Consider the following 22,348-nt stretch of genomic DNA (forward strand, 5'->3'; position numbering starts at 1 on the left):
CCTCGATATGGGTGGCCGCAAGGCCTGTATGTAGAATCCGGCAAATGAGACGAAAGAATCATACTGAGACACCTGTCTCAGGTCAAACTTCCGCTGCGGCTCCGCGCCGCGCGGCTCAGGGGGCCACGGCCCGACTGATCGGCCCCGCCAGTCCGCAGGCCGCAGCCAGCGGCGAACCGCCGCATGGCCCACGCGCGCGCATGCGCAAGACCCTGCTGGATGCGGCACAACAGCTCATGGCCCGCGGCATCACGCCGTCGGTGGCGGAACTGGCGGAACACGCCCGAGTGTCGCGCGCCACGGCGTATCGCTACTTCCCCAGCCAAAGCGCATTGATCGCGGCGGTGGTGGACGAAAGCCTGGGCCCCATCCTGGCCTGGGACTCCACTGCGCCCGACGCCGCCACCCGCGTGGACGAGCTGCTGCGGTTCGCCTACCCGCGGCTGGAATCGCACGAAGCCCCTTTGCGCGCTGCCATCATGGTGTCACTGCAGCAGTACGCCGAGGCCAGCGCCGGCAAGGCCGGCGCCGAACCCCGGCTGGTGCGCGGCCACCGGGTCGACATCCTCAAGCGCGCCATTGCACCGCTGGCAGACGACCTGACGCCGGCCCAGCAGGACCGCCTGGCCCAGGCGCTGTCGCTGGTCTATGGCACCGAAGTATTCCTGGTGCTGAAAGACATCTGGCATCTGGATCTGCCCGCCGTCACGGAGGTGGTGCGCTGGACGGCCAACGCCCTCATCACGCAGGCGCTGGCCGAAAGCCGCGCGCGCACCTGAGTCTGCCTCCCTCGCGCACGGACGGCCGGCGCGCCATGAAAACAGCCCGGCGCGAGCCGGGCTGTCTGCTTACTGCAAGGTGCGGGTGAAGACGAACTTACCGTCCTGCCAGTCGACGGGCACCACGTCGCGAGGCCCGAACCTGCCTTCCAGGATCAGGCGCGCCACCGGGTTCTCGACCTGCTGCTGGATCGCACGCTTGAGCGGCCGCGCGCCGAACACCGGGTCGAAGCCGGCCCGCGCGAGTTCGGCCAGCGCAGCGTCGGTGACCTCCAGCCGCATCTCCTGCTTCTCGAGCCGGTCGGCCAGCCGCTTCAGCTGGATGCGGGCAATGGCCTCGATGTGCTGCGCTTCCAGGCCGTGGAACACCACCACTTCGTCGATGCGGTTCAGGAACTCCGGCCGCAGCGTCTGCTTGAGCTCGTCCCACACCACTTCCTTGATGACCTCGTAGGGCTTGCCGGCCATGCTCTGGATGTGCTGGGAGCCCAGGTTGGACGTCATGACGATGACCGTGTTGCGGAAATCCACGGTGCGGCCCTGGCCGTCGGTGAGACGGCCGTCGTCCAGCACCTGCAGCAGCACGTTGAACACGTCGGGATGTGCCTTCTCGACCTCGTCGAGCAGCACCACGCTGTACGGCTTGCGCCGCACGGCCTCGGTGAGGTAGCCGCCCTCTTCGTAGCCCACGTATCCCGGCGGCGCGCCGATCAGGCGGGCCACCGAGTGCTTCTCCATGAATTCGCTCATGTCGATGCGCACCATGTGCTCTTCGGAATCGAACAGGAAGTCGGCCAGCGCGCGCGTGAGCTCGGTCTTGCCCACGCCGGTGGGGCCCAGGAACAGGAACGAGCCATACGGCCGCGCCGGATCGGCCAGCCCGGCGCGCGAGCGCCGGATGGCGTCGGACACCAGGCGCACGGCCTCGTCCTGGCCCACCACGCGGCGGTGCAGGAAGTCTTCCATCTTGAGCAGCTTGTCGCGCTCGCCCTGCATCATCTTGGACACCGGAATGCCGGTGGCGCGCGAGACCACCTCGGCGATCTCCTCCGCCCCCACCTGCGTGCGCAACAGGCGCGGACGGCCCGTATCGGCGGGAGCCCCGCCCTGCTGCTCGGCCTTGTCGGCGGCCTTCAGGCGCGCCTCGAGTTCGGGCAGCCTGCCGTACTGCAGCTCGGCCAGCTTGTCGAACTGGCCCTTGCGCTGCAGCTCGGCCATTTCGGCGCGGACGCGGTCGATCTCTTCCTTGATGGTCTGGGTGCCCTGCACCGAGGCCTTCTCGGCCTTCCAGATCTCTTCGTAGTCGTTGTACTCGCGCTGCAGCTTCTCGAGCTCTTCCTCGATGACGGCCAGCCGGCGCTTGGAGGCGTCGTCGGTCTCTTTCTTGACGGCCTCGCGCTCGATCTTGAGCTGGATGATGCGCCGGTCGAGCTTGTCCATCACCTCGGGCTTGGAATCGATCTCCATGCGGATGCGCGCCGCGGCCTCGTCGATCAGGTCGATGGCCTTGTCGGGCAGGAAGCGATCCGTGATGTAGCGGTGCGAGAGCTCGGCCGCGGCCACGATGGCCGGGTCGGTGATCTCCACGCCATGGTGGATCTCGTAGCGCTCCTGCAGCCCCCGCAGGATAGCAATGGTGGATTCCACGTCGGGCTCGTCCACGAGCACCTTCTGGAAGCGGCGCTCGAGCGCAGCGTCCTTCTCGATGTATTTGCGGTATTCGTCGAGCGTGGTGGCGCCGATGCAGTGCAGCTCGCCGCGCGCCAGCGCGGGCTTGAGCATGTTGCCGGCGTCCATGGCGCCCTCGGCCTTGCCGGCGCCCACCATGGTGTGGAGCTCGTCGATGAACACGATGTTCTGGCCGTCGTCCTGGGCCAGCTCCTTCAGCACTGCCTTCAGGCGCTCCTCGAACTCGCCGCGGAACTTGGCGCCGGCCAGCAGCGCGGCCAGGTCCAGCGACAGCACGCGCTTGCCGCGCAGGGTCTCGGGCACTTCGTCGTTGACGATGCGCTGCGCCAGGCCTTCGACGATGGCGGTCTTGCCCACGCCCGGCTCGCCGATGAGCACCGGGTTGTTCTTGGTGCGGCGCTGCAGGATCTGGATGGTGCGCCGGATCTCGTCGTCGCGGCCGATCACCGGGTCCAGCTTGCCCTGCCGGGCGCGTTCGGTGAGGTCCAGCGTGTACTTGGCCAGGGCCTCGCGGTTGGACTCGCCCTCGGCGGCCGAGACATTCTCGCCGCCGCGCACCGCGTCGATGGCCGCCTCCAGCGGCTTGCGCTGCAGCCCGGCGTCGCGCAGGATGCGGCCCGCCTCGCCCTTGTCGTCGACCAGAGCCAGCAGGAACAATTCGCTGGCGATGTAGCTGTCGCCGCGGCGCGCGGCTTCCTTGTCGGTGCGGGTCAGCACGGCCTGCAGCTCGCGGCCCACCTGCACGTTGTCGTTGCCCTGCACCCGCGGCAGGTTGCGCAGCGCCGCCTCGAGCGCCGGCTGCACCCGGTTGACCGCCACGCCGGCGCGCGCCAGCAGCGCCGAAGCGCCGCTGTCGGGATCGCCGAGCAGCGCGGCCAGCACGTGCACCGGCTCGATGTAGGGATGGTCGTTGCGGGCGGCGAGGCTTTGCGCATCGGCCAGGGCCTGCTGGAACTTGGTGGTAAGTTTGTCGAATCGCATGATCGTCGGTTGGCAGATTGGGGAGCCTTCCGCCGTCTGCGGGTGGCTCGATGACCTTTATGTGCGGCCCGCCCCCGGGATTTCAAGACCGCAACGCCGTCCGGGATATTTCCCGTGCAATCCACGACACTCACATGAGCATATACGTATTCGTCTACGGCACGCTACGCAGCGGCGAGATCAACGACCTCGCGCAGGCCGCCGCCGCCCGGGGGCTGCCTGCGCCGCGGCTGGCCGGCACGGCCCGCGTACCGGGCCGGCTGGTCGATTTCGGCGACTGGCCCGGCCTGCTGCCCACGCAGGACGGCAGCACCGTGCAGGGCGAGATCTACGAGGTGGACCCGGCCCTGGTCGAACTGATGGACGAGATCGAGGAATACACGCCCGGGCGGCCGTGCTGCTTCGTGCGCCGCGACGTCGTGGCCCAGGGGACCGCCGGGGCGGTGGCCTGCCAGTACTATCCCATCGATCCGGCGTTCCGGGCACAGGCCCGCGACATCGGCGCCGACGACTGGGTAAGCTATCGCCGAAGCCGCGACGCCGGCCGTCTTTCCTGAATCCCCGAGGAGCCCCGAATGCGCAACTCCGACGCCCCGGCTTCCGCCGCGGCCAGCCTCACCGCCCTCGAAACGCCGGCGCTGGTCCTGGATGCCGGCCGCATGCAGGCCAACGCCGACATGATGCTCGCCCGCGCCGCCGGGCTGGGCGTGACGCTGCGCCCGCACGTCAAGACCGCCAAGTGTCCGGAAGTGGCGCTGGCGGCCTGCGGCGGCCGGCCCGGCCCCATCACCGTCTCCACGCTGAAGGAAGCCGAGCGCTTCTACGCCGCGGGCCACCGCGACATCCTCTACGCCGTCGGCATCGCCCCCGGCAAGCTGCCCCATGCCGCCCGCCTGCGCCGCGCCGGCTGCGATCTCAAGCTGGTGCTCGACAACGAAGCCCAGGCCCGTGCCGTGGTGCAGGCGCGCGCCACCGAGGCGGTGGACCTGCCCTGCCTGCTGGAGATCGACACGGACGGCCACCGCAGCGGGCTGCAGCCCGACGATGCGCGGCTGGTTGCCATTGCCGACCTGCTGCGCCGGGGCGGCGTGAGCGTGGCCGGCGTCCTGACCCATGCCGGCGAATCGTATCGCTGCGCCAGCCTGGCCGACATCGCGGCCATGGCCGAGCGCGAGCGGGCAGGCTGCGTGGCCGCCGCCGGGCAGCTGCGCGCCGCCGGCCATCCCTGCCCCATCGTCAGCGTGGGCTCCACGCCCACTGCGCGCTACGCCCGCAGCCTGGAGGGCGTCACCGAGCTGCGGGCCGGCGTCTACATCTTCTTCGACCTGGTCATGGCCGGCATCGGCGTCTGCACGCTGGACGAGATCGCCCTGTCGGTGCTCGTGACCGTGCTCGGCCACCAGCCCGAGCGCGGGTGGATCCTCACGGACGGCGGCTGGATGGCGCTGAGCCGCGACCGCGGCACGGCCTCCCAGGCCGTCGACCAGGGCTACGGACTGGTGTGCGACCTGTCCGGGCAGCCCATCGCCGGCCTGCGCATGACCGACGCCAACCAGGAGCACGGCATCCTGGCCTACGGTCCGGATGGCGCGCCGCCCGCCGACCTGGAGCGCGCCTTCCCGGTGGGGACGCTCCTGCGCATCCTGCCCAACCATGCCTGCGCCACCGCCGCCCAGCATGCGGCCTATCACGTGGTGCGCGGCGGCTCGACGCACGTCGACGCCGTGTGGGCGCGCTTCGGCGGCTGGTAGCCCGGCCGCCGCGGCGGGCGCCGGACTCGCGAACTACAATGGCGCCTGCGCAGCCAGATCCCATGAGTGTCATGCAGAAGCGTCTCCCCATCTCGCCCGAGGCGGCCCATTGCTCCGCCTGCATGCTGGGCCACGTGTGCGTGCCCATCGGCATGGCCGCGGCCGAGGTGGCGCGGCTCGACGAACTGGTGCGCGAACGCGTGCGCCTGGCGCGCGGACAGCTGCTGTACCAGCTGGGCGATGCGCTGGATGCGGTGTACGGCGTGCGCTATGGATCGCTCAAGACGCAGCTGGAAAACCGCTCCGGGCAATTGCACATCACCGGATTCCACCTGCCCGGGGAGATCGTCGGGCTGGACGGCATGCACGAGAACCGGCACGTGTCGAACGCGGTGGCGCTCGAAGACGCCGAAGTCTGCGTGATCCGGCTGTCCGAGATCGACCGCCTGGCGGCCCAGCTGCCGTCGCTGCAGCAGCAGTTCCGCCGGCTCATGAGCCGGGAGATCACCCGCTCGCACTCCATGCTGGCCACGCTGGGCGGCATGCGTTCCGAGCAGCGGCTTGCGGCCTTCCTGATCAACCTCGCGCAACGCTACGCCGCGCTGGGCTATTCCTCCTCGGAATTCGTGCTGCGCATGAGCCGCGAGGAAATCGGCAACTACCTCGGGCTCACGCTGGAAACCGTCAGCCGGCTGTTCTCGCGCTTTGCGCGCGAAGGACTGATCGCGGTCCACCAGCGCGACGTGCGCCTGGCGGACCCCGACGGGCTCCGGCTGCTCCTGGGGCAGGAAGACTGCTGATGCGGCGCCGGGGCATCCTGGCCGCCTGCCTGCACACGGGGCTGTTCCTGGCCGCCGGCTTTCCCGCTGGGGCCCAGCCCTGGGCCCACGACCGCGATCCCTACATCGAGCACCTGCCCGCGCCGCCCGCGCCGCCCCCGCCCGCCTGGCAGCATCTGCAGCTGGGGCCGGCGCAACAGCGCTACCGCTTCCCGGTCTATGCCTCGCAACAGCTCGACAAACCGGCCGCGCTGGCAGGCATACGCCGCGTCGTCATTGCGCTGCACGGCGCACGCCGCGACGCCCGCCAGGCCTACGACGCCGTCACCGCCCTGTATGGCCGCAACCGCGACCGGGCCGACGACACGCTGGTGATGGCCCCCCGCTACCCCACGCCCGTCGAAGCCGGCTTCGCAGGCATGCCCGCCTGGCGCCGCGGAGGGTGGGCCGACGGCGAACCCAGCATGGCCGCCTCCGGCCGCCCGCCGCCCGTGGGCGCCTACCAGGTACTGGACGACCTGCTCCGCGAACTGGCGCTCTCCGGGCGCATGCCGCTGCTGCGCGACGTGGTGCTGGCAGGCCACGGCGCCGGCGGCCAGATGGTGCAGCGCTATGCGGTGCTCAACCCGCTGGACGAGGCCCTGCGCGCCCGGGGCGTGGCCACGACCTACGTGGTTGCCAATGCAGACTCCTATCTGTATCTCGGGCAGCAGCGTCCCCGCAGCGACGGCCGGGGCTTCGCCCGCTACGAACGCGGCATCTGCCCGACCTACAACCGCTATCCCTATGGCCTGGACCAGCTCCCGCCGGACCTGGCCCCGGCTCGGCAGGATCAGCTGGCGGAACGCTACGGCCGGCGCCAGGTCGTCTACCTGCTCGGCAGCGCCGACAACAACCCCGAGCAGCGCGGACTGGACAAGAGCTGCGGCGCCGAGGCGCAGGGCGCCACCCGGCTGGCCCGCGGCACGGAATACTGGCGCCATGAGGCGCACCGGCGCGGCGGCGGGGCGCCTCCGGCGCACCAGGCGCACGTGGTGCAGGACGTGGGCCACGCCGTGGCGGCCATGTACGGTTCGGAATGCGGCGCGCCGGCCTTGCTGGGGCCCGGGGCCGTGGCCGCCGCCGACGGCGCGGCCTGCGAGACGCCCCTACCCTAGCAGCGCCGCGCCCCGGTGCCGCCGTGCGCCAGGGCGCGCACCTCGCGCGGCGCCGCACCGGGCGCATCCAGCCTGAGGTCGGTGCGGGCCCGGGCCACGCAGGGCAGGATCCAGCCTGCTTCCTTCTCGTCGGCGCTCAGGCCCGGCCACGGCACGGCGTAGTCCACCTCGCCCTCCAGCAGGCGGCACATGCAGGCACGGCAAGTGCCATTGCGGCACGAGGCCGGCAGCCGTATGCCGGCACGCGCGGCTTCGGCCAGCACGGGCGCACCCGCGGCGCTGTCATAGCTCCAACCCGACGGCTCCAGGACGACGCGCGGCATGGGGGTGGCGCCTCGCGGCCGCCCTCAGGCCGCGTCGACCCAGTCGAGCTGCCAATCGCCGCGCAGCACGTTCTGCAGCCACAGCATGCAGGTCAGCGTCTTGGCATCGGTGACGCGGCCCTGCCGGCAGGCCTCCAGCAGCGCGTCCACCGGCATCGTCTCCACGTCGAGGAATTCGTCTTCGTCGAGCTGGCGCGCTCCGGCGCGCAGACCGCGCGCGAAGTAGATGTGGATGATCTCGGTGGAATAGGCGATGGCCAGGTGCAGCGCGCCGGCCCGCGCCCATTGGGCCGCGGTGTAGCCGGTTTCCTCGAGCAGCTCGCGCCGGGCGCAGACCAGCGGGTCTTCGCCCGGATCGAGCTTGCCCGCGGGGAATTCGGTCATGACCTGGCCCACCGGATAGCGGAACTGGCGCTCCACCAGCACGCGGCCATCGTCCAGCAGCGGGATGACGACTACCGCGCCGGGATGGACCACGTACTCGCGGGTGGCACTGCGGCCGCTGGGCAGCTGCACGGTATCGCGGCGGATTTTCAGGAAGCTGCCTTCGTACGGCGCTTCGCTCTGCAGGCGGGTCTCGATCAGGTGGGCGTCGTCCCGGGATGCGTCGGCGGTCATGGTGGAAGGTCGGGGATGGCGAAGTCGATGAGCTTACCACCGCACCGGCGACAGGCCGCGCATCGGCAGGCGCAGTCTGCCGGACCCTAGCCCTTGTAGAGCAGATGCGCCCCCAGCAGGGCCAGCGACACGAAGAATGCCCGCTTGAAGGCGCGTTCGCTCACGCGATGGCGCAGCCACTGGCCCAGCATCATGCCCGCCAGGGCGGGCAGCAGGGCCAGCACCGAGGCGCCCGCCTCGCGCCCGCCCAGCGCGCCGCCCCAGAGCAGTCCGCCGGCCAGCGCCAGCGTGGCGGCCGTGAAGCAGATGCCCATGCCCTGCACCAGCTGGTTGCGGTCCAGGCCCAGCGACTGCAGGTAGGGCACCATGGGCACCACGAACACGCCCGTGCCGGACGTGAGCACCCCGGTGAGCAGGCCCGCCAGCGGCCCGGCCCAGGGTTCCGCGCGCGGCGGGACCTGCATGCGCACTGCGGCCAGGCCGAGCACTGCATAGACCAGCAGCGTGCCGCCCAGCACGCGCGTGGCGTATGTGGCGTCGGTCGCGGCCAGCCATTGCGTGCCGGCCCACACGCCGACGCCGATCCCGGCCATGAGCGGCGCCAGGCGCCGCGTGAGCGCCAGGAAGTGGCCGCCGGCGGAGACCTGCCAGAAATTCGTGATCAGCGTGGGGACGACCAGCAGCGCGGCTGCCTGCGCCGGCGCCATGGCCAGCCCCAGCAGGCCCACGGTGACGGTGGGCATGCCCAGGCCGATGCAGCCCTTGACGAGCCCGGCCAGCAGGAACGTCCCCATGACGAGGGCCGTCAGCCCCCAGCCGCCTTGCAGGTAGAAACCGGTGAATGTGTCCATGGCGGGCCATGATGAGGCAAGGGTGCCGGGTTGAAAATGTGGAATACACTGACCCAGCCTTCGGATCCGCCATAGGCTGGCCATGCATTTCGATCTCACCGACCTGCGTCTTTTCCTGCACGCCTGCGATTCGGGCAGCATCACGGCCGGGGCCGAACGCAGCCATCTGGCGCTCGCCTCGGCCAGCGCCCGGCTGCGCGCCATGGAAACCTCGCTGGGCACGCCGCTGCTGGTGCGCGGCCGCCGCGGCGTCACGCCGACCCCTGCCGGCGTGGCGCTCTCGCACCATGCCCGCGCGCTGATCCAGCAGGTCAACCGCATGCAGGAGGACCTGGGCGAATATGCCCATGGGTTCCGCGGCCAGATCCGGCTGCTGTGCAACACGGCCGTCATCTCGGAGTTCCTCGCCGAACCGCTCTCGGCCTTCCTGCTGGCCCATCCCAACGTGGACGTGGCAGTGCAGGAAGAGCCCAGCTACCGCATCGTGCCCGCGGTCGTCCAGGGCGCCGCCGACGTGGGCATCGTCTCGGACGCGGTGGACCTGAGCGAACTCGACACCCTGCCGTTCCGCCGCGACAGGCTGGTGCTCATCGCACCCGATGGCCACCCCTTGGCGCGGCATGCCAGGGCGCGCTATGCCGATGCGCTGGATCACGACTTCGTGGGACTGGAGGCAGGCAGCGCGCTGGCGCTGCACCTGGACGACCTGGCCGCCCGGGCCGGGCGGCGGATGCGCACGCGGGTACGGCTGCGCACCTTCGAGGCCGTGGGCCGCATGGTGGCGCGCGGCATCGGCGTGGCCATCGTGCCGCAGTCTGCGGCCGACCGCATGCGCGGGCGCGGCGGCGTACGCCGCGTGGCCCTGGCCGAAGAGTGGGCGGACCGCCGTCTCATGCTGTGCATGCGCCAGATGGACGGCCAGCCCGGCTACGTGCGAGCGCTCGTGTCGGCGCTGCGCGCGTGAGATCGCGGCGTCACTGCCCCTGCTGGCGGCGCGCTTCCAGTTCGCGCAGGCATTGCTCGGCGCCCTGGCGCATCTGCTCGCGCGACACCGCGGCACGGTCGGACACGATGCGGCATTGCTCGTAGGTGCGCAGGCTTTCCGGCGTATCGCGCACCGGCTGGCCGCTGCCCGGGATCGGGCTTTCGCTGATGCGCAGCGTGGACGGCGGCGAGTAGCTGCCGGGCGCAGCGGGATACTGGAACTGCTGCGCGGGCTGCTGGGCCCAGGCGGCCGGCATGGCGGCGGCCAGGGTGATGGCGGCGAACAGGGAATATGGCTTCTTCATGGAGTTTCCTCATCGTGTTCGGGCCCGTCCCGGGGCGGACGGCCGCGCGGCTATGGTAGTGCGCACGACGTGTCCGTTCAGTTGCAACCGGCAACTGCGGGCCCGCGGGCATGCCTCATGTTACAAGGCTTGCGAGGCCGGCGTCACGCCGGCGCATGGAGAACGGCATGCTCCTGCTCGAGCGCACATTCGAGCGCACCCTGGATGCCTGGGTGCGCACCTATTCCGACGCGGCCTGGCGCGGCTGCCGGCTGGAGGGCTGGCTGTTCGAGGATCGGGCGGCGCGCCGGCAGGCCGAAGCGGCGCTGGCGCGGGCGGGCGTCGATGCCCGCCTGCGCAGCGCCTACAAGCCGCTGCTGCACTACTTTCTCGAAGAAGCCGACCTGGAGGGCCTGGTGGAGGTGGTCGTGCGCCATCCCGTGCATCCCGCCGCCGCGCCCAATCGCTATACGCTGGAGGCCTATCCCCTGGCGGCACTGCTCCAGCATGCGGCGTTGCACTTCGAGCCCGGCGGCGAGGATCTGCTCTCTCCCCTGCCCTGCCATCACGTCAGCTTGCGCTACGCCGACGGGCGCACGCATGGCGCAGTCGTGCAGGCGCCGAACCGGCTGGAGCACGGCCCGGAGGGCGCTGTGCTCGCGCCCGCGGGCTGGCTGCGCATCCACGACGCGCAGGGCAATCCCGTGCGCGACGACGCCTGCCGCACGGAGTTCGAAGCCGTGTTCGAGTGCGCCATGCAGGCGGTGCGCGCGCACGACTGGGGCCGCACCGAACCTTATTTCGAGCGCCTGGTGCTGCGCGCCGACATCCCGGCCATCGAGTTCGCGCTGCCGGTGGACGAGGCGCTGGTGAGCACCTGCGAAGCGCTGCACGAAGACCTGTATTTTTCCCTGCTCGAGCATTTCCAGCGCCTGTCGGGCCGCGCGCCCGGAGACCGCGGCCTGCAGCCCGGCCAGATCGTGCCCGACGTGCGCCCGCATGCCGGTCCGGCACGGCTGCGGATGGCCACGCAGCGCTACCCTGCTGCAGTCGTCGAGCCGGCGTGTGCGCTGGACTGCGCGCTGGAAGCGGTGCAGGCCCCCTTGTCGCCCGGCGAAATCGCCGGACAGATGGCGGCCCTGGGCGGCGAGGCGCTGCAGGCCCGTTCACGCCAGGGCCGGCCCGTGCTGGGCGCCTACTTCGCCGGCCCGGGCCCGGCGCTGCTGGTGTCGGCCGGACAGCACGCCAATGAGACCTCGGGCGTGGTGGGCGCGCTGCGTGCGGCGCATGTGCTCAAGGCCCAGGGCACGCACTTCGCGCTGATTGCCGCCGAGAACCCCGACGGCTATGCATTGCATCGCGATTACTGCGCGGTGCATCCGCGGCACATGCATCACGCCGCGCGCTACAGCGCGCTGGGCGACGACGTGGCGTACCGCGAACGGGCGCCGCGCTACGAGCAGCAGTTGCGCATCGACGCGCTCGCGCGCAGCGCAGCGCAACTGCACGTCAACCTGCACGGGTATCCGGCGCACGAATGGACCCGCCCGCTCACAGGCTATCTGCCACGCCATTTCGAACAGTGGACCCTACCCCGGGGATTCTTCCTGGTGATGCGCCACCACGCGGGATGGCAGGCCCGCGCCGAGCGGCTGGTGGAAGCGGTGACTGCCCAGCTGGCGCAGTTGCCCGGACTGCTGGCATTCAACGCGCGGCAGCAGTCGCTGTTCGAGGCCCACGCCCGCGAGCGCGGCTTCGACACCGTCAATGGCATCCCCGTGCTGGTGGCGCAGAGCGACCGCGAACTCGCGCCGCTGGCGCTGCTTACCGAGTTCCCCGATGAAACCGTGTACGGCGAACGCTTCCGCTATGCCCATACCGTGCAGTGCGCCGCCGTGCTCGCGGCGGCCGCGCACCACTGCGGCCGGGACCAGGCCAGTGCGTGGATTGCGCCCGGACGATAAGCCGCATTCCGCCCGGATGAAAAAATATTGCATGGGCTTTTGCGCTCCTCTCCCCTGATACGCCGCTGCACATCGTGAAGTTTTGACATAATTGCCGTAGCTTGATCCTCACCCCCTCAAGCCCGCAGACCGTGTCGCAGCCGTGTCATGAACACACCGCCTTCTTCAAAACCGCCCGACGAACCCGCGAGCCCCGACGGCGAGCCCTATCCGACTACGGAGACGATCCAGCCTCACGGCGTGCTGCTGGCATTCGATGCGCAGGGCACGCTGCGCCACTTCAGCGCCAACCTGCAGCGGGTGCCGGGCCTGCCCGCTCCGCATCGCTGCACCTGGAACGATCTCCCTGCCGGACTGGGCGAACGCATCTCGCTGCGCCTGCGGTCCGGGCACGAGGAACCGGCCACGATCGAACTGGACGGGACGCCTTACGAGGCCATCGCGCACCAGACCGAGCAGGGTCACCACGTGCTCGAACTGGAACGCTGCGAAGATGCGCCCACCTCGCCGCACGCGGCGCTGCACCGCATATACCGCAGCGTGGAGCCGCTGCGCCGCCAGCGCACCATTCCGGACCTGCTGGCCACCGTCGTCCAGGAAGTGCAGCGCGCCACCGGCTTCGAGCGCGTCATGGCCTATCGCTTCCACCCCGACGCCAGCGGCGAGGTGGTCTGCGAGGCTCGCCGGGCCGGCCTGGAAGACTGGGAAGGCTGGCGTTATCCGCAGGATCGCACGCCTTTCCTCGCGCCGCGCGAGCGCGCCGCCGGCGCCCTGCACTTCATTGCCGACACGGCCGCCCGCCCCGTGCCCCTGCATGGGGTGCAGGCAGGGCTGGCGCCGCCGGACCTGCGCCACAGTGTGCTGCGCGGCACGGCGCCCTCGCATCTCGAAAGCCTGGCCGGCCTCGGCCTGCGCGCCACCATGGAGCTGCCGCTGGTGATCGACGGCCGGCCCTGGGGCGTGATCGTGTGCCTGCATGGTTCGCCGCATCGCGCGCCCCATGGCGTGCGCATGGCCTGCGACGTGCTGGCCCAGGTGACGGCCGCATCCATCGCCGGCATCCAGGCTGCGTCCCGCACGGCAACCGCACGCCGCAACGCTGCGCTGATCAGCCACCTGAGCGGCCGGGCATCGGCCCAGGACGACATGCGCCTGGCGCTGTCCAGCGGACCCGAAACGCCCGCCCAGCTGGTTCCCGCCGATGCCTCGCTGTGCCTGTGGGCCAACGGCATCACCGTCTTCGGGGGCGAGCCCCCGCAGGGGCAGCTTGCCGACATACTTGCCGGCCTCGACCGGACCGGGCAGCGGCTGATCCACACCGCCAGCATCCGGCGCGACTTTCCCGTGCTGCAGTCGCATCTCCAGCCCTATGCGGGCCTGCTGGCATGCAAGTTCGACCCCATGTACAACGGCTGGCTGATCTGGTTGCGCAAGCAGCAGGCCGACGCCGTGGCCTGGCGCGGCGAACCCGGGAGCAGCCCTGCCGATGCCGCGGCGCCCCTCACGTGGCAAGGTGCCAACCAGGCCTGGCGAGAGGCCGTGCGCCACACCAGCATCCCGTGGCGCAGCGCCGAGGTCGAGGCCGCCGACAGCCTGCGCGACGAGCTCTCGCACATCGCCACCACCCGTGCCGTGGATACCGACCGGGCCCGTACCGCCCTGCTGGCCATGCTGGGCCACGATCTGCGCGATCCCCTGCAATCCATCTCCATGGCTGCCACGCTGCTGTCGCGCACCGACGGGGGAGCCAGGATGGGCGAACGCATCCGCTATTCCAGCGGACGGATGCAGCGCCTCATCTCGCAGGTGCTGGACCTCTCGCGGCTGCAGGGCGGCCTGGGGCTGGGCATGGAACCGCGCGACTGCAACCTGTCGGCCCTGCTGTTCGATCTCATCGAAGAGAAGCGGCAAGCCTTTCCGGGCCTGCCGCTGGAGCCGCAGATCGAGCCCGACCTGCGCCTGCAGGCCGACCCCGACCGCATCGCGCAGGTGATCACCAATCTGCTCAGCAACGCGCGCCACCATGGCGCGCCCCGGCAGCCGATCCGCATCACGGCGCGGCGCCAGGCATCGCAGGTGCTGCTCCAGGTCACCAACCACGGCGACCCCATACCGCCCGAAATGCTGCCGCACCTGTTCTCGCCGTTCAAGCCTGAATCCGTGGGCCAGCGCCGCAACCGCACGGGCCTGGGCCTGGGGTTGTATATTGCGTATCAGGTCGTGAACGGACATGGCGGCACGCTCGGCGTGCAATGCCGCGAAGGCCTGGTCATCTTCACCGTCACGCTGCCCGCTGGCCCGGCACCTGCTCAGGGCCCGCTGCGGCAGCCCAACAGGAGCACCGATTGACCCAAACACGCGCGCTACGAGTCCTGCTGGTCGATGACAACGACATGGCTTCCGAACTGCTGGCCGAGTTCCTCACACTCTCCGGCATCGAAGTCAGGATCGCCGCCACGGGGGCCGAGGCATTGGCCCGCAGCGCAGAGTTCCAACCCGATGCCGTCATCCTCGACATCCTCCTGCCCGACACCGACGGCTACGCGCTCGCCGGACAACTGCGCGCACAGCACGCCGGACATGCTCCCCGGCTGATCGCCCTCAGCGGCTTGCCACGCGACGGACAGCGCGGCGATGCCGACGTATTCGACATCTGGGTCGAAAAGCCGGCGGATCCGGACTCGCTGGTGGCGCTGGTCACGCGCAACGAGTGAGGCCGCATGGCTGCGTCCGTCGATCCCGCCGCCAGGCTCGCGCCCGCCACGCAGTTCAAGGTATTGGCGCAGGTGTTCCCGGTGCTGCGCCATGAAGTGCTGCGCCCCGTATCCAACGCCTCGCTGGCCGTGGCCATGCTGCAGCACGTGCCCGGCCCTGACGTGCCGCAGGCGGGCGCCGGACGACGCGACGAACTGCTGGCCGACCTCGAGATCCTGCTGGGAGACAGTGTCCAGGAATTGCGCCGCCTCGGCGGCTGGCTGGAGGATGGCGGCGCCACCACCACGCTGGGCGAGCTGCTGGTGTCGTGCCGCCGCCTGGTGTTCACGCAGTTGCTGCGCAGCCGCAAGCAGATCGTGCTGCCCGACAGCCCGGCCCCCACGCCGCTGCGCGAATACTCGGCGCGCTACGTGCTGCTGGCCTGGCTGCTGGGCCTGCTCGAAACCCTCCCCGAAGGCGCCCGGCTGTGCATCGACATCCACCACGGCCGGGAACTGCGCGCCCGCGGCGGCGATCCAGGCTGCAACTGCCTCCAGGCCCCCACCATCTCCGTCGACGAATGCCACGTCCTTGCGCGCCACTACGGCTGGCAGGCAGAGCGCGACGGCCCGTGGTGGATACTGCGCGCGCCTTCCGAGGCCTGAGCGGCCCGGCAGCCCGTGCCGCTATACTGGCCCGGACGATCCAGGAAACCGGCGCACGAGAAATCCGCCCGGGCCGCTTGCGTGCAGCCGGGCCTTTTCCCTCGAGGAGGTGTACATGTTCCCTGAGTTCCATGAGCAGATTTCCCGGCTCAAGCACGACAACCCCCACTTCGAGCGGATGTACCAGAAACATGCCGATCTCGACCACCGCATCCAGGACATCGAGGCCGGCCGGGCCCCCGGCACGACGCTGGACGTGGAAAAGCTCAAGAAAGAAAAACTCCACCTCAAGGACCAGATCTACGCGATGCTGAAGCAGGCCGCCTGATTCCGGCCCCGCAGGTTTGCTGCCCGCGTGCGCAGCGATGGCGCTGCGCATCGCCCTACACTTGCGGGGCGGAACACCAGGGCCGTGCTGCGGCGCCGGGCGCGTAGTCAGGGCGTGGAGCCGCCAGGCACGCCGCGCGCGAGCCGCCGCGCGGCGCCGCCCCAGGCCAGCCAGAGGCTCGTGCCCAGCGCGAGCGCCAGCAGGCCGCCCGCCAGCTCGGCCACGCCGGCCCAGCCGCCCGCCGACCAGCTCCAGCCGCCCACCGCGCCCAGCACGCTGGACCCGAGGTAGTACGACAGCAGGTACAGCGACGCGGCCTGGGCCTTGTAGCCCTGCGCCATCTGGCCCACCCACCCGCTGGCCACGGCATGCGAGGCGAAGAAGCCGAAGGTGAACACCACGATGCCGGCCACCAGCACCGTCAGGTCAGCCGACAGCGTGAGCAGCAGGCCGGCGAGCGTCAGGGTGGTTCCCAGCGCCAGCATGGGCCCGCGGCCATGGCGATCGGCCAGCCGGCCGAAGAACGTGGAGGCGAAGATGCCCACCAGGTAGACCACGAAGATGGCGCCGATGAGGGCCTGGCTGAGCGAGAACGGCGGCAGCAGCAGCCGGAAGCCCACGTAGTTGTAGACCGTGACGAACGCGCCCATCAGCAGGCCGCCCATGGCCACCAGGCCCAGCAGCGGGCCGTTGTGCAGGTGCAGGGCCAGCCCCTCGCGCACAGCCGCCAGCCCGTTGCCGCGCCGCGGCACGAAGCGCCGCGACGCAGGCAGCAGCCATATGAAGAGCAGGGCCCCCGCCAGCCCCACCAGGCCCGGCGCTGCGAGCGCATGGCGCCAGCCCAGCAGGTCGGACACCACGCCGCTGACCACGCGGCCCGAAAGCCCGCCGAAGGCGCTGCCGCTGATGTACAGCCCCATCACGAAACCCAGGGTGCGGGGTTCCACCTCCTCGGCCAGATAGGCCATGGCGACGGCCGGCACGCCGCCCATGGCCACGCCCTGCAGCGCGCGCAGCACCAGCAGCGTCTCCCAGTCGGGCGCCAGCGAAGCTGCCAGCCCCAGCATGGCCGAGGCCAGCAGCGAGACGGCCATCAGCGGCTTGCGCGGCAGCGCCTGCGACCACAGCCCGACCAGGAATATCGCCAGCGACAGCAGGCCTGTGGCCATGGACAGCGACAGGCTGCTCTGGGCAGGCGAAATGTGGAACGCCTGCGTGAACATCGGCATCAGCGGCTGCACGCAGTACAGCATGGAGAACGTGGAAAAGCCCGCGGCGAACAGCGCCCATTGCGCGCGCCGCAAGGCTGGCGAGCCCCGTGTCAGGTAGCCGCCCCCGGAACCGGCTCCCGCGGGCTGCTCGGGGCGGGAGATGGCGTCGGAGGACGGGCGGGACATGATGCAGGCTCGAAGTGAATGACGATGCCGCTACGGTAGACTTCCGCTCCGTATTTGTCCAATATATGACACCCTAGTTATCCATTCATATAAAAAATGGAACTCCGGCATCTACGTTATTTCGTCGCCGTCGCCGAAGAACTGCACTTCACGCGCGCAGCCGCCCGCCTGGGCATAGGGCAGCCGCCGCTCAGCCTGCAGATCCAGCAGCTCGAGCGCGAGCTCGGCACCCCGCTGCTGCTGCGCTTGCCGCGCGGCATCGCGCTCACCGAAGCCGGCGCGCAGTTCCTCGACGACGCACGCCAGATCCTGGCCAACGCGGAACGCGCCATCGACACCGCGCGCCGCCTCGGGCGGGGCGAACGCGGATTCATCACCATAGGATTCACCGCCTCGGCCGTGTTCCACCCGTACCTGCCCCGCGCCATCCGCGCCTATCGCGACCGCTATCCCGAGGTGCGCATCCAGCTCACCGAAAGCACCACGCAATCCCTGGTGTCGGGCCTGCGGTCCGGCGAAGTGGACGTGGCCTTCGTGCGCCCGCCCTACCCGCTCGATCCCGGCCATGCGGCCGAGCGCGTGCTCGACGCCCCGATGCTGGCGGCGCTGCCGCCCGGCCATCGTCTCTGCCGCAAGCGGGCCGTGGCGATGCGCGACCTGGCCGACGAGGATTTCGTGCTGTATCCCAGGCCCGTGGGCGCGGGCCTGTACGACGCCATCCTCGGCGCCTGCCAGCGCGCGGGCTTCGTCCCGCGCGTCAGCCAGGAAGCGCCGCAGATGGCCTCCATCATCAGCCTGGTCGCGGCCGGCGTGGGCATAGCCCTGGTGCCTGCGGCCATGCGCCACATGGGCGCCGAGGGCATCGAATACCGCCCCGTGCGGGGCGATGCCCCCCACGCCATGCTGGACATGGCCTACCGCGTGCACGAGCGTTCGCAGGCGGCGCGCAACGCTGTCGCCCTGATGCGCGACCTGGCGCATCCCGACGACTGAACCCTGCCTGCCCCGGGATGGTGACACGCGGCAATGCCCGCAGGCGCCACGCCCCCGCGTAGCCTCGGGGCGTGGCGCAGCCTATGCATCAAAGCGGTGCAAGACGCCATTCCGGTGCATGAGTCCTGCTTATGCGTCGTCCACAATTAATCGTTTGCGGGCGCGCCTGCGGCCTCCTAGACTCGCCGGGAATGCCACCCATCCCGGCACGTTCCCGTCTCCGGAGTTCCGTTCCATGCGCCTGTCCCGCCGTATCCCGTTCAGTCTTGCCGCCCTGTTGTGCGCGCTTTCGCCCTTGTCGCCCGCCGCTGCCCAGGATGCCTATCCCGCCCGCGAGATCCGCGCCGTGGTGCCCTTCCCGGCCGGCGGCATCAACGACACCATCGGCCGCCTCCTCTTCAAGACCCTGTCGGACAAGCTGGGCGCGTCCATCGTGGTGGAGAACAAGCCCGGCGCCGGCGGCACCATCGGCACGCAGGCCGCCGCCAAGAGCCCGGCCGACGGCTATACGGTGCTGCTGGGCGCGGCCAGCACCATCGCCGTGGCGCCCAACCTGTACAAGAACGTGGGCTATTCCGTCTCGCGCGATTTCACCGCGATCGGCGGCATCGCCTCGGTGCCCAGCGTGATCATCGTGGCCGCGCAATCGCCATACCGGCAATGGCCGGATCTGGTGGCGGCCGAGCGCGCCCGCCCGGGCATGCTCACCTACGGCTCGGCAGGCTCGGGCACCAGCCATCACGTCCAGGCGGAGCTGCTCAACATCCGCGCCCAGACACGCTTCATGCACGTGCCCTACCGCGGCGGCGCACCCGCCATGACCGACCTGATCGGCGGCCAGATCGACCTCATGGTGGACCCGCTGCCCACCACCCTGGCCAATGCGCAGGCCCAGCGCGTGCGGCCGCTGGCCATCACCACCGAGACGCGCTCGCCGCTGCTGCCCGACGTGCCGACGCTGAAGGAACTGGGCCTGGACTACAATGCCAGCACGTGGTTCGGCCTGTTCGCGCCGGCCGGCACGCCCGCACCGGTCGTGGCCAAACTCGGCGCAGCGCTGCAGGCGGCGCTGCAGGATCCCGCCTTGTCGGAAGCCTTCAAGACGCGCGGCATCGAGCCGCTGCCGCTGGCACGCCAGGATTTCGACAACTACGTCCAATCAGAGAATGCCACCTGGGCCGAGGTCATCCAGAAGGCCGGCATCGAGGTGCAATAACCCGGAGTTCTTTCCCCCATGGCTGTCTCGCGCAACCTGCCGCCCCTTCCGTCGGTCCGTTCGTTCGAGGCAGCCGCCCGCCACCGCTCCTTCACGCTGGCGGCCGAGGAACTCGCCGTCACCCAGGGCGCCGTCAGCCTGCAGGTGCGCAAGCTCGAGACCTACCTCGGCAAGAAGCTGTTCATCCGCCAGGCGCGCAAGGTCGAGCTCACCCACGCCGGGATGCAGTACTACGAAGCCTGCCGGCGCGTCCTGGCCGAACTCGAACACGCTACCAGCCGCCTGCTGAGCCGCGACCGCAACGAAGTCCTCATCGTCAACACGCTGCCCGCCATCGGCCAGCTGTGGCTGATGCCGCGGCTGGCATCCTTCTCGGCGGCGCACCGCCACATCGAAGTGCGCGTAGTGTCGGACATCCGCCCGCTGGACATGCAGGCCGACGGCGTCGACGCGGCCATACGTGTCGGCCCCCTGGCCGGGCGCCACTATGCGCGCAACCTGCCCGGCATCGACCTCACCCTGGTGCAGCGCTGGGACGGCGTATGCGCCGACTACCTGTTCGACGACGTGCTGGTGCCCGTGATGTCGCGCCGGCTGCTCGAGCAGGGCGGACCTGTCGAATCCCTGAAGGACCTGCTCTCCTTCCCGCTCATCCACACCGCCAGCCGCCCGCATGCCTGGCGCGACTGGCTGCAGGCGCAGGGCAGCAGCCTGCCCACCCAGCGCAGCGGCCTGGACTACGGCCATTTCTACATCGCCCTGCGCGCCGCGCAGGAACACAAGGGCATCGCCCTGATCCCCGAGGTGCTGCTGGACGGCTACCCCGGCTGCAGCGAACTCGCCGTGCCCTGGCGCCCGCGGACGGCGCTGCGCAGCGCCGGCGAGTACTACCTGCTGACGCACGGCGCCGGGCGCGAGCGCGAAGCCATCGCCATCTTCCGCGACTGGGTGCTGCGCGAGGCCCGCGCCACGCGCGAGCCATGCATTAGCGCAGATCATGGGAACCCCCAGAACGAATCGTTTGTCGCCGAGCCCGCCTTACCCTAGCATCGGAAACGATCGCCGCGCCTGTCGGCTGCGGCCCTTCCCTACCACTCAGGACGAACGCAGCATGAACAATCTTCGAGTCGGCATCGCCGGATTCGGCGCCATCGGCCAGGCCGTGGCGCGTGCCCTGGACGCCGGGATTCCCGGCCTAACGCTGGCGGCCGTCGCCGTGCGCGACCCGCAGCGCCCGCGTGGCGACGTCGCCTGGCGCGCGGCCGCGCCTGCCTACACCACGCTGGCAGGCCTGGCCGCGCAATGCGATGTGGTGGTCGAGTGCGCCCCCGCCGCGGTATTCCGCGAACTGGCCGAGCCCGTGATCGCGGCGGGCAGCAAGCTGGTGGTGCTCAGCTCCGGCGCCCTGCTCCAGCATGCCGACCTGATCGATGCCGCGCGCGCGAGCGGCGCGCAGATCATCGTGCCGTCCGGCGCCATCCTGGGCCTGGACGCCCTCACGGCCGCCGCCGAAGGCACCATCCATTCGGTCACCATGATCACCCGCAAGCCGCCGCGCGGCCTCAAGGGCGCCCCCTATCTCGAGACGCATGGCATCGACGTCGACGGCATCACCGAACCCACCTGCATCTTCCGCGGCTCGCCCCGCGAAGCCGCCGTGGGCTTCCCGGCCAATCTCAACGTGGCCGTGAGCGTGTCGCTGGCCGGCATCGGCCCCGACCGCACCACGCTGGAGATCTGGGCCGATCCGGGCGTCACGCGCAACATGCACCGCGTCGAAGTCGATGCCGACTCCGCCAGCTTCTCCATGGAAATCCAGAACATCCCCTCGGACAACCCCAAGACCGGCCGCATCACCGCCCTGAGCGTCCTGGCGGCCCTGCGCAAGCTCACCGGCGCGCTGCGCGTGGGCACCTGAGGCCAGCTACACCACTACAGGCCCACGGGCGCGGCCCGGGGCAGGCGGTCTGCCAGACCGTCGTCCGGGCCGCTGCGCAGCGGTATCTCGTGGTGAACCGCCGAGCGCCAGGCGAGGAGCGCCGGATCGTCGGCATTCTCGTCCAGCCAGACGCCGCTCACCACCGACTCCACGCTGTGCCGGGGAATCCGGATGAAGCGGATGCCCGGCAGGTTCACGCGGGTCAGGCTGTGCGGCACCAGCGTGACGCCCATGCCCCGGGCCACGCAGGCGAGCACGGTCAGCCAGTGGCGCGCCTCGTGCCTGATCTTCGGATAGAAGCCCGCGGCAAGGCACACCGACACGACCTGGTCGTAGTAGATGGGCGAAAAGGCCCGCGAGAACAGCACGAACGACTCCTCGGCGAACCCGGCCAGCTCGGCCACCTCCGCCCGCGCTGCGTGGCCCTGCGGCACGCAGAGCACGAAGGGCTCGCGCGTCAGCGACTCGGCCATGAGACCCGCAGGCAGCACGTTGCCGTGTATGAAGCCGTAGTGGATCTGCTTGCGCAGCAGCGCCGGTATCTGGTCGGCGGTACTGAGCTCCACCAGCTGCAACTCCACTTCGGGATTGTGCGCGGCAAAGCGCTGGACGGCGGCATCGAGCCGGCGGTAGAGCATGGACGCAAAGAAGCCCACCCGCACCACCCCCTGCAAGCCGCTCTCCACGCGCCGGGCCACATGCTCGGCGTGGCCCACCTGGGCCAGCACCTTGTTCGCCTCTTCGTAGTAGGCGGCCCCTGCAGGCGTCAGCCGCACCCCGCCGGCCGTCCGTTCCACCAGGGCAAAGCCCAGGTGGTGCTCGAGCTGGCGTATCGAAACGCTGAAAGGGGGCTGGGAGACATGGCAGCGCGCGGCCGCGCGGCCGAAATGCAGTTCTTCGGCCAGGGCTATGAAATTGCGCAGATGCCTGAGCTCTATTCCGGCGCTCATATTCCG

General features: G+C 70.4%; 22 protein-coding genes. 15 read left to right on the forward strand and 7 right to left on the reverse strand.

Annotated elements, in window-relative coordinates; all coding sequences use genetic code 11:
- The first annotated feature begins 134 nt into the window (after nt 1-134).
- A complete protein-coding gene (locus ACYBYQ_RS13530; RefSeq protein ID WP_459618786.1) occupies nt 135-779 on the forward strand; it encodes a TetR/AcrR family transcriptional regulator in 645 nt (214 codons plus the stop codon).
- Nucleotides 780-848: 69 nt separating this feature from the next.
- Here ACYBYQ_RS13530 and clpB read toward each other — a convergent pair whose 3' ends face one another.
- Nucleotides 849-3,449 carry an ATP-dependent chaperone ClpB gene (gene clpB / locus ACYBYQ_RS13535; protein WP_459614695.1) on the reverse strand — a complete coding sequence of 867 codons (2,601 nt, stop codon included), beginning with the start codon at nt 3,447-3,449 and terminating at the stop codon, nt 849-851.
- Between the two features lie 134 nt (nt 3,450-3,583).
- On the opposite strand from clpB, the gene ACYBYQ_RS13540 reads away from it, so the two are divergent.
- The 4 genes from ACYBYQ_RS13540 (at nt 3,584) to ACYBYQ_RS13555 (ending at nt 7,136) form a co-directional block, all read left to right on the forward strand.
- A complete protein-coding gene (locus ACYBYQ_RS13540) occupies nt 3,584-4,006 on the forward strand; it encodes a gamma-glutamylcyclotransferase family protein (RefSeq protein ID WP_459614696.1) in 423 nt (140 codons plus the stop codon).
- A gap of 18 nt (nt 4,007-4,024) precedes the next feature.
- A complete protein-coding gene (locus tag ACYBYQ_RS13545; RefSeq protein ID WP_459614697.1) occupies nt 4,025-5,200 on the forward strand; it encodes an alanine racemase in 1,176 nt (391 codons plus the stop codon).
- Nucleotides 5,201-5,271: 71 nt separating this feature from the next.
- Nucleotides 5,272-6,000: a helix-turn-helix domain-containing protein gene (locus ACYBYQ_RS13550; protein WP_459614698.1), complete on the forward strand. Its 729-nt coding sequence runs from the start codon at nt 5,272-5,274 to the stop codon at nt 5,998-6,000.
- On the forward strand, nt 6,000-7,136 hold the full coding sequence (locus ACYBYQ_RS13555; RefSeq protein WP_459614699.1) for a hypothetical protein: 1,137 nt from the start codon (nt 6,000-6,002) through the stop codon (nt 7,134-7,136). Before ACYBYQ_RS13550 ends, ACYBYQ_RS13555 begins: the two co-directional genes overlap by 1 nt.
- Here the strand turns inward: ACYBYQ_RS13555 and ACYBYQ_RS13560 are convergent.
- The 3 genes from ACYBYQ_RS13560 to ACYBYQ_RS13570 form a co-directional block, all read right to left on the reverse strand.
- The gene (locus tag ACYBYQ_RS13560) at nt 7,133-7,459 is read right to left on the reverse strand and encodes a 2Fe-2S iron-sulfur cluster-binding protein (RefSeq protein WP_459614700.1); all 327 of its coding nucleotides are present in this window, start codon (nt 7,457-7,459) and stop codon (nt 7,133-7,135) included. The genes ACYBYQ_RS13555 and ACYBYQ_RS13560 overlap by 4 nt on opposite strands.
- 24 nt (nt 7,460-7,483) lie before the next feature.
- Complete coding sequence (locus ACYBYQ_RS13565; protein ID WP_459614701.1) at nt 7,484-8,077, reverse strand: NUDIX domain-containing protein; 594 nt, start codon at nt 8,075-8,077, stop codon at nt 7,484-7,486.
- 86 nt (nt 8,078-8,163) lie between these two features.
- Nucleotides 8,164-8,928: a sulfite exporter TauE/SafE family protein gene (locus ACYBYQ_RS13570; protein ID WP_459614702.1), complete on the reverse strand. Its 765-nt coding sequence runs from the start codon at nt 8,926-8,928 to the stop codon at nt 8,164-8,166.
- An 82-nt stretch (nt 8,929-9,010) separates the two neighbouring features.
- On the opposite strand from ACYBYQ_RS13570, the gene ACYBYQ_RS13575 reads away from it, so the two are divergent.
- On the forward strand, nt 9,011-9,892 hold the full coding sequence (locus ACYBYQ_RS13575) for a LysR family transcriptional regulator (protein WP_459614703.1): 882 nt from the start codon (nt 9,011-9,013) through the stop codon (nt 9,890-9,892).
- Nucleotides 9,893-9,902: 10 nt separating this feature from the next.
- Here the strand turns inward: ACYBYQ_RS13575 and ACYBYQ_RS13580 are convergent, their stop codons facing one another.
- On the reverse strand, nt 9,903-10,217 hold the full coding sequence (locus tag ACYBYQ_RS13580) for a hypothetical protein (protein ID WP_459614704.1): 315 nt from the start codon (nt 10,215-10,217) through the stop codon (nt 9,903-9,905).
- A 167-nt stretch (nt 10,218-10,384) separates the two neighbouring features.
- Here ACYBYQ_RS13580 and ACYBYQ_RS13585 point away from each other — a divergent pair, with 167 nt between their 5' ends.
- From ACYBYQ_RS13585 to ACYBYQ_RS13605, 5 genes are all read left to right on the forward strand, one after another.
- Nucleotides 10,385-12,160: a M14 family metallopeptidase gene (locus ACYBYQ_RS13585; RefSeq protein ID WP_459614705.1), complete on the forward strand. Its 1,776-nt coding sequence runs from the start codon at nt 10,385-10,387 to the stop codon at nt 12,158-12,160.
- A 147-nt stretch (nt 12,161-12,307) separates the two neighbouring features.
- Nucleotides 12,308-14,509 (forward strand): ATP-binding protein, encoded by a 2,202-nt coding sequence (locus tag ACYBYQ_RS13590; protein WP_459614706.1) that lies wholly within the window; start codon nt 12,308-12,310, stop codon nt 14,507-14,509.
- Nucleotides 14,506-14,874: a response regulator gene (locus ACYBYQ_RS13595; RefSeq protein WP_459614707.1), complete on the forward strand. Its 369-nt coding sequence runs from the start codon at nt 14,506-14,508 to the stop codon at nt 14,872-14,874. The genes ACYBYQ_RS13590 and ACYBYQ_RS13595 overlap by 4 nt, the downstream gene beginning before the upstream one ends.
- A 6-nt stretch (nt 14,875-14,880) precedes the next feature.
- Nucleotides 14,881-15,519, forward strand: coding sequence for a hypothetical protein (locus ACYBYQ_RS13600; protein WP_459614708.1), 639 nt, complete (start codon nt 14,881-14,883; stop codon nt 15,517-15,519).
- 115 nt (nt 15,520-15,634) lie between these two features.
- Nucleotides 15,635-15,847, forward strand: coding sequence for an HP1242/YdcH family protein (locus ACYBYQ_RS13605; protein WP_459614709.1), 213 nt, complete (start codon nt 15,635-15,637; stop codon nt 15,845-15,847).
- A 107-nt stretch (nt 15,848-15,954) separates the two neighbouring features.
- Here the strand turns inward: ACYBYQ_RS13605 and ACYBYQ_RS13610 are convergent, their stop codons facing one another.
- Complete coding sequence (locus ACYBYQ_RS13610; protein ID WP_459614710.1) at nt 15,955-17,244, reverse strand: MFS transporter; 1,290 nt, start codon at nt 17,242-17,244, stop codon at nt 15,955-15,957.
- 96 nt (nt 17,245-17,340) lie between these two features.
- On the opposite strand from ACYBYQ_RS13610, the gene ACYBYQ_RS13615 reads away from it, so the two are divergent.
- The 4 genes from ACYBYQ_RS13615 (at nt 17,341) to ACYBYQ_RS13630 (ending at nt 21,371) form a co-directional block, all read left to right on the forward strand.
- Nucleotides 17,341-18,237, forward strand: a complete 897-nt coding sequence (locus ACYBYQ_RS13615) for a LysR family transcriptional regulator (protein WP_459614711.1) — start codon at nt 17,341-17,343, stop codon at nt 18,235-18,237.
- A 235-nt stretch (nt 18,238-18,472) separates the two neighbouring features.
- Nucleotides 18,473-19,453, forward strand: a complete 981-nt coding sequence (locus ACYBYQ_RS13620; protein ID WP_459614712.1) for a Bug family tripartite tricarboxylate transporter substrate binding protein — start codon at nt 18,473-18,475, stop codon at nt 19,451-19,453.
- A gap of 18 nt (nt 19,454-19,471) precedes the next feature.
- Nucleotides 19,472-20,500, forward strand: a complete 1,029-nt coding sequence (locus ACYBYQ_RS13625) for a LysR substrate-binding domain-containing protein (RefSeq protein WP_459614713.1) — start codon at nt 19,472-19,474, stop codon at nt 20,498-20,500.
- Between the two features lie 64 nt (nt 20,501-20,564).
- Complete coding sequence (locus ACYBYQ_RS13630; protein WP_459614714.1) at nt 20,565-21,371, forward strand: aspartate dehydrogenase; 807 nt, start codon at nt 20,565-20,567, stop codon at nt 21,369-21,371.
- Nucleotides 21,372-21,385: 14 nt separating this feature from the next.
- Here ACYBYQ_RS13630 and ACYBYQ_RS13635 read toward each other — a convergent pair whose 3' ends face one another.
- Complete coding sequence (locus ACYBYQ_RS13635; RefSeq protein WP_459614715.1) at nt 21,386-22,342, reverse strand: LysR family transcriptional regulator; 957 nt, start codon at nt 22,340-22,342, stop codon at nt 21,386-21,388.
- Nucleotides 22,343-22,348 lie beyond the last annotated feature (6 nt).

The organism is Bordetella sp. 2513F2 (genome assembly GCF_054642735.1).

Coding starts and splice junctions, on each gene's coding strand:
- clpB (WP_459614695.1), bottom strand. CDS start 3,449: ATGCGATTCGACAAACTTACCACCAAGTTCCAGCAGGCCCTGGCCGAT.
- ACYBYQ_RS13540 (WP_459614696.1), top strand. CDS start 3,584: ATGAGCATATACGTATTCGTCTACGGCACGCTACGCAGCGGCGAGATC.
- ACYBYQ_RS13545 (WP_459614697.1), top strand. CDS start 4,025: ATGCGCAACTCCGACGCCCCGGCTTCCGCCGCGGCCAGCCTCACCGCC.
- ACYBYQ_RS13550 (WP_459614698.1), top strand. CDS start 5,272: ATGCAGAAGCGTCTCCCCATCTCGCCCGAGGCGGCCCATTGCTCCGCC.
- ACYBYQ_RS13555 (WP_459614699.1), top strand. CDS start 6,000: ATGCGGCGCCGGGGCATCCTGGCCGCCTGCCTGCACACGGGGCTGTTC.
- ACYBYQ_RS13560 (WP_459614700.1), bottom strand. CDS start 7,459: ATGCCGCGCGTCGTCCTGGAGCCGTCGGGTTGGAGCTATGACAGCGCC.
- ACYBYQ_RS13565 (WP_459614701.1), bottom strand. CDS start 8,077: ATGACCGCCGACGCATCCCGGGACGACGCCCACCTGATCGAGACCCGC.
- ACYBYQ_RS13570 (WP_459614702.1), bottom strand. CDS start 8,928: ATGGACACATTCACCGGTTTCTACCTGCAAGGCGGCTGGGGGCTGACG.
- ACYBYQ_RS13575 (WP_459614703.1), top strand. CDS start 9,011: ATGCATTTCGATCTCACCGACCTGCGTCTTTTCCTGCACGCCTGCGAT.
- ACYBYQ_RS13580 (WP_459614704.1), bottom strand. CDS start 10,217: ATGAAGAAGCCATATTCCCTGTTCGCCGCCATCACCCTGGCCGCCGCC.
- ACYBYQ_RS13585 (WP_459614705.1), top strand. CDS start 10,385: ATGCTCCTGCTCGAGCGCACATTCGAGCGCACCCTGGATGCCTGGGTG.
- ACYBYQ_RS13590 (WP_459614706.1), top strand. CDS start 12,308: ATGAACACACCGCCTTCTTCAAAACCGCCCGACGAACCCGCGAGCCCC.
- ACYBYQ_RS13600 (WP_459614708.1), top strand. CDS start 14,881: ATGGCTGCGTCCGTCGATCCCGCCGCCAGGCTCGCGCCCGCCACGCAG.
- ACYBYQ_RS13605 (WP_459614709.1), top strand. CDS start 15,635: ATGTTCCCTGAGTTCCATGAGCAGATTTCCCGGCTCAAGCACGACAAC.
- ACYBYQ_RS13610 (WP_459614710.1), bottom strand. CDS start 17,244: ATGTCCCGCCCGTCCTCCGACGCCATCTCCCGCCCCGAGCAGCCCGCG.
- ACYBYQ_RS13615 (WP_459614711.1), top strand. CDS start 17,341: ATGGAACTCCGGCATCTACGTTATTTCGTCGCCGTCGCCGAAGAACTG.
- ACYBYQ_RS13620 (WP_459614712.1), top strand. CDS start 18,473: ATGCGCCTGTCCCGCCGTATCCCGTTCAGTCTTGCCGCCCTGTTGTGC.
- ACYBYQ_RS13625 (WP_459614713.1), top strand. CDS start 19,472: ATGGCTGTCTCGCGCAACCTGCCGCCCCTTCCGTCGGTCCGTTCGTTC.
- ACYBYQ_RS13630 (WP_459614714.1), top strand. CDS start 20,565: ATGAACAATCTTCGAGTCGGCATCGCCGGATTCGGCGCCATCGGCCAG.
- ACYBYQ_RS13635 (WP_459614715.1), bottom strand. CDS start 22,342: ATGAGCGCCGGAATAGAGCTCAGGCATCTGCGCAATTTCATAGCCCTG.